The sequence below is a fragment of the Aquabacterium sp. A08 genome (assembly GCF_011742065.1).
The window spans coordinates 1-3104 of sequence record NZ_JAAQQT010000654.1 but is presented as its reverse complement, the minus strand read 5'-3'; the positions used below and the strand labels follow the sequence as shown (position 1 = coordinate 3104).

Genomic DNA, 3104 nt, shown 5'->3' with positions numbered 1-3104 from the left:
CTGCCCACCGTGCTCAACGAGCAGGGCGAGAAGATGAGCAAGCGCAACGGCGCCAAGCCCGTGACGCAATACCGCGACGAAGGCTACCTGCCCGACGCGATGGTGAACTACCTGGCCCGCCTGGGTTGGAGCCACGGCGACGACGAGATCTTCAGTCGCGCGCAGTTCCTGCTGTGGTTCGACCTGGACCACCTGGGCCGCAGCGCCGCCCAGTTCGACGAGGCCAAGCTGCGCTGGGTCAACGCCCAGCACCTCAAGGCCATGGCCGACGACGCGCTGGCCCCGTTGGTGGCGGCGCAGCTCGCCAAGCGCGGTGTGCAGGTGGACGAGCGCCTGCCCGCCATTTGTGGCCTGTTCAAGGACCGTTGCGACACCGTGGTGGCGCTGGCCGATTGGGCGTTGGCGTTTTACGCCGAGGTGACCCCGCCCGCAGAGGTGCTCGCCCAGCATGTGACCGAGCCCGTCAAGCCCGCCCTGGCGCTGCTGGCTGCCAAACTGGCCACCGGCGACTGGAGCAAGGAGGCCGTGGCCGCCGCGCTGAAGCAGACGCTGACCGAGTGTGGCCTGAAAATGCCGCAGCTGGCCATGCCGCTGCGGGTGCTGGTCATGGGCACGCCGCAGACGCCGTCGGTGGACGCGGTGCTGGCCCTGCAGGGCCGCGAAAAAGTTTTGGCCGCGCTTCAAAAGGTCTGAAATCCGGTATAGAATTCAAGTCTTGCCAGCGCAGATGGCTTTGTGAAAACGAAGCAATCGGTGTGTGTTGCAGACCATGGGGGTATAGCTCAGCTGGGAGAGCGCTTGCATGGCATGCAAGAGGTCAGCGGTTCGATCCCGCTTACCTCCACCATACGGTCACAACACGGGGCATCGAGTTTTCTAGGTTTGACCCTATCGTCTAGAGGCCTAGGACATCACCCTTTCACGGTGAGTACCGGGGTTCGAATCCCCGTAGGGTCGCCACTTGGAGTGGTAGTTCAGTTGGTTAGAATACCGGCCTGTCACGCCGGGGGTCGCGGGTTCGAGTCCCGTCCACTCCGCCAACATTTTCTAGGTTTTGACCCTATCGTCTAGAGGCCTAGGACATCACCCTTTCACGGTGAGTACCGGGGTTCGAATCCCCGTAGGGTCGCCAAGTTTGTAGCCGCTTGGCTTGCTTCGGCAAGCGAAGGTTGCCTGCCAGGAGTGGTAGTTCAGTTGGTTAGAATACCGGCCTGTCACGCCGGGGGTCGCGGGTTCGAGTCCCGTCCACTCCGCCAGATTTTCGTGGGGGTATAGCTCAGCTGGGAGAGCGCTTGCATGGCATGCAAGAGGTCAGCGGTTCGATCCCGCTTACCTCCACCACGTTTCAAGGTCTGACCCTATCGTCTAGAGGCCTAGGACATCACCCTTTCACGGTGAGTACCGGGGTTCGAATCCCCGTAGGGTCGCCACCGCTTTGACCGCCAGGAGTGGTAGTTCAGTTGGTTAGAATACCGGCCTGTCACGCCGGGGGTCGCGGGTTCGAGCCCCGTCCACTCCGCCAACCCCATCAGCCGTTGCCAGTCGCAGACTCGCAGCGGTTTTTTGTTTTCTGGGCATCCACGTCGCTTGCGTGACCGCCGGCCCACCCGCCTGGGGCAGGCCTTGGCGTACAGTCCCGGCATGGATCAAGTCCCCCGCCACGTCTTGCCCGTGCTGGTGCTGGCACAGTTCGCCGGCACCTCGCTGTGGTTTGCCGTCAACGCCATCATGCCCGACCTGCAGGCCGAACTGGGCTGGCCCGACGCGGCCTTGGGGGCATTGACCTCCGCTTTGCAGTTCGGTTTCATCCTGGGCACGCTGGTGTTTGCGCTGGGCGCGGTGGCCGACCGTTACCCGGCGCGCCGGGTGTTCCTGTGGTGTTCCCTGGCCGGTGCGTTGTGCACCCTGGGGGCCTGGTGGTGGGTGCGCGACCTGCAGGCCCTGATGGCCTGGCGCTTTGCCACCGGGTTCTGCCTGGCCGGCATCTACCCGGTGGGCATGAAAATCGCTGCACAGTGGTACCGCCAGGGGCTGGGTGCGGCGCTGGGCCTGCTGATCGGTGCCCTGGTGCTGGGCTCGGCCAGCGCCCATGGCCTGCGCGCCTGGGGGCACGAACTGCCCTGGGACCGCCTGATGTGGGCCGTTTCGGCCCTGGCCGCCGGCGGTGGCCTGTTGTTGTACCTGGGCCTGGGGGAGCCGCCGGTGCGCCCCGGCGCGGCCGCGCCCCTGCGCTGGTCGGCGGTGGCCACCGTCTGGACCGACCGGCGGGTGCGCAGTTCGGTGCTCGGTTACTTCGGCCACATGTGGGAGCTGTACACCGTCTGGGTCATGGTGCCGCTGGTGCTGGCCACCCGCTTGCAAGGGGCGGCGGTGTCGCTGGCGGCCTTTGTGGTGCTGGGGGCCGGCGCCATCGGGTGCGTGGTGGGCGGGCTGTTGGTGCGGCGCTGTGGCGGGGCGCGGGTGGCCACCGCGCAACTGGCCGCCAGCGGCCTGTGCTGCCTGCTCACGCCCTGGGCCATGCAGGCGCCCGACGCGCTGTTTGGCCTGTGGCTGCTGGTCTGGGGCATCACCGTGTCCGGCGATTCGCCGCAGTTTTCGGCGCTGACCGCGCGCAACGCGCCACCGCAGGCGGTGGGCAGCGTGCTGACGCTGACCAACAGCCTCGGCTTTGCCATCTCCATCGGCAGCATCTTGCTGCACGTGGCTTGGGCGCAGCACACCCCGCTGGAGGCCGTGCTGCCGTGGCTGGCCGTGGGGCCGCTGCTGGGCCTGTGGGCGATGCGGCCGCTGCTGCGCGAGGAGCGGTTGGCCCGTTGACCGGCCTGCAGCCAGCACCGCCGCTTCGTGCGGCGTGGCGCCCCGCTTGGTACGGCGCTTGCATAGGGTGATCTGGGATAAACCGAGGAGAACTCATGGTTGGCAAATGGGGTTTGCGCGCACGGCTTTTGTTGGGGGTGGTGGGCATCGTGCTGGCGGGGTTTGCCGCCACGGTCTGGGTGGTGGCCGACCAGGCCGCCGCCACGCAGACCGAGGCCTCGCTGCGCTACACGCAGGAACTGGCCAACCGGCAGGCGGCCGACATGCGTTTGCGGCTCGAATCCGCC

The 3104-nt window shown here is 66.8% G+C and carries 3 protein-coding genes and 8 tRNA genes; all 11 read left to right on the top strand.

Annotation, left to right across the window (positions count from 1 at the left end; genetic code table 11):
- Positions 1-693 (top strand): glutamate--tRNA ligase (locus HA630_RS15025; protein WP_243855478.1); only part of this gene is annotated, 693 nt, incomplete at its 5' end.
- Positions 694-771: 78 nt separating this feature from the next.
- Positions 772-847 (top strand) — tRNA-Ala (locus HA630_RS15020).
- A 37-nt stretch (positions 848-884) separates the two neighbouring features.
- Positions 885-960 (top strand) — tRNA-Glu (locus HA630_RS15015).
- 3 nt (positions 961-963) lie between these two features.
- Positions 964-1040, top strand: a tRNA-Asp gene (locus tag HA630_RS15010).
- Between the two features lie 16 nt (positions 1041-1056).
- A tRNA-Glu gene (locus HA630_RS15005) sits at positions 1057-1132 on the top strand.
- A 47-nt stretch (positions 1133-1179) separates the two neighbouring features.
- Positions 1180-1256, top strand: a tRNA-Asp gene (locus HA630_RS15000).
- A 9-nt stretch (positions 1257-1265) separates the two neighbouring features.
- Positions 1266-1341, top strand: a tRNA-Ala gene (locus HA630_RS14995).
- A gap of 13 nt (positions 1342-1354) precedes the next feature.
- Positions 1355-1430 (top strand) — tRNA-Glu (locus HA630_RS14990).
- A 15-nt stretch (positions 1431-1445) separates the two neighbouring features.
- Positions 1446-1522, top strand: a tRNA-Asp gene (locus HA630_RS14985).
- A gap of 119 nt (positions 1523-1641) precedes the next feature.
- The gene (locus HA630_RS14980) at positions 1642-2817 is read left to right on the top strand and encodes a nitrate/nitrite transporter (protein ID WP_166833958.1); all 1176 of its coding nucleotides are present in this window, start codon (positions 1642-1644) and stop codon (positions 2815-2817) included.
- 95 nt (positions 2818-2912) lie between these two features.
- Positions 2913-3104 (top strand): hypothetical protein (locus tag HA630_RS14975; RefSeq protein WP_166835695.1); only part of this gene is annotated, 192 nt, incomplete at its 3' end.